This is a genomic window from Photobacterium sp. NCIMB 13483, assembly GCF_003025475.1.
GTDB lineage: Bacteria > Pseudomonadota > Gammaproteobacteria > Enterobacterales > Vibrionaceae > Photobacterium > Photobacterium piscicola.
In genome coordinates, this window is record NZ_PYLV01000054.1 from 1 (window position 1) to 1,380 (window position 1,380).

Sequence of the window (1,380 nt, forward strand, 5' to 3'; positions counted from 1 at the left end):
TAATGTGTAAAAATCTGTTGGGTTGTTCATGATCTTATAAACCTATTGTTATGAATAACATGCTATTTAAACTTACCTATAATGCGAAATATATCACGTCAATATGAGAACCCACTGATAATATTGATATATCGTAAAAATAGCATTCTCACAGACAAAACTAAGCGCTATATAGCGGTTCATCTAAGTACTGTTTAGCTTTCGTTACTATAATCGATAAACACAACAACAAACGGCCACCTAAATAGGTAGCCGTTTGTTAGTGTCATTTTTAATAAGTAACAGATAAATTAACACATATAATTATTTAAGATTCTGCTCAATCAGCACTTTTGTATTATCTAGCCATTCATAGCGTCGACGATACATTGCACGTTTAGGGCGTGAAATATCTTCAGGATTACGGCGAATATCTTCAAGCGTTAATTGATATAAATGCTCATCAAACTCAGTTGCACCTAATGCTAACCAATGCTTATCGTAATCCATCTTGATTTTGCCAGTAGCATAACGCTTTGCTGAATAAGTATGGGCACTATTCTTTATAGCAAGCAGTGTGTCTACCTGCCAAGCATTAGCAAGCAGTGTGACCATTTTAATCATTAAATCTTTTGGACGTTGCCCGAATAATGCTTTAGTCAGTAATTTTATTTTTTGATTATTTTCAGGGCTACTCGCAGGGCCTTGCAAACCACCTATCACTAATTGACGCTTCCCTTTTACATTCCGAATCGCAAATGTGAGGGTATAAAAATTTTCATCAACATCATTAAAGAGCGTTAAGCTCATATCACCCTCTTTTTGATAACGAGAGTAATATGCTAACTTAAAACAGTAATCAACATCATCTACAGTAAAGTTACATAATGTTAAGCCATTACTATCCTTGTAGATACCATTACGAATATGTTCAGGTAATTGAGAGACAAACTTAAAATGCTCTACAACAAATTTTGCGCGTTCAATAGAATTTGTTCCATAAATTACATAAGGACGGAATGGCTTTTCTAAAAAACGAAGGTTACGTTGACATAAAGTATCTAGCAAAGAAGGATCTATTTCAGAGGTGATATGCTGGAAAGCTTTATGGTAGTACATCGCACGAAGAATAAATTTTACTCGATAGTACCAAGAATACAGGACACCCATATCTTTATTCTTTAAGATTTCCACACACAGTGAGTAGATTCCCTATCGCCCTTGCAGGCATACACAGCAAATAATAACGAACTTATTACCCGTCATATTTAGCGTAATTTTATGGGTGTCCTATTTATACTTATTTATACTTTGATCACTTTTAAACTATTAATTATGTTATTTGAAATAGCGTGAATATGTATTTTTTGCATCTTGAAGTTCATCTATTGCTTCTTGTAA

1 protein-coding gene is annotated in these 1,380 nt (G+C 33.8%); it reads right to left on the reverse strand.

All coding sequences use genetic code 11. The features are described from left to right. Positions 1-303 precede the first annotated feature (303 nt). Positions 304-1,173, reverse strand: a complete 870-nt coding sequence (locus C9I86_RS19740; protein ID WP_146142646.1) for a DUF535 family protein — start codon at positions 1,171-1,173, stop codon at positions 304-306. Between the last annotated feature and the right edge of the window lie 207 nt (positions 1,174-1,380).